1 protein-coding gene is annotated in these 322 nt (G+C 40.1%); it reads right to left on the bottom strand.

Going from position 1 to position 322, the window contains the following annotated elements:
• On the bottom strand, window positions 1–228 hold a 228-nt coding region (locus RG571_RS12125; protein ID WP_181045969.1), incomplete at its 3' end, for a transposase.
• Window positions 229–322 lie beyond the last annotated feature (94 nt).

Genomic DNA, 322 nt, shown 5'->3' with positions numbered 1-322 from the left:
CTGGAGATGAAGTTCCCCGTACTCGGTCTTGACCGTACGGTCATAGGAGCCGTTACGAGAATTACCCGTGTTAAAACCAATGCGATCGTACTTTTCGTAATCGAGGAAAGCCGTTAACTCCGTTTTGAGAAGCGTATTGACAGCTTTTTCCAAATGGACACGGAATAATTCATTCAAATCGCCTTTGTTCGCTAGAGTCTTTAGAATTTCTGTAGTAAAATCGTTCATATGGAAGTCCTCTTTTCTGTGAATGTGTTGTGGTAACTCTATTCTACAGAAGGGACTTCCTTTTTTCTATTTACACAAAATATTTTACACTCTC

The organism is Enterococcus sp. FR204 (genome assembly GCF_031143325.1).
Lineage (GTDB): Bacteria > Bacillota > Bacilli > Lactobacillales > Enterococcaceae > Enterococcus_B > Enterococcus_B faecium.
This window is presented reverse-complemented; position numbering and strand designations above follow the sequence as displayed.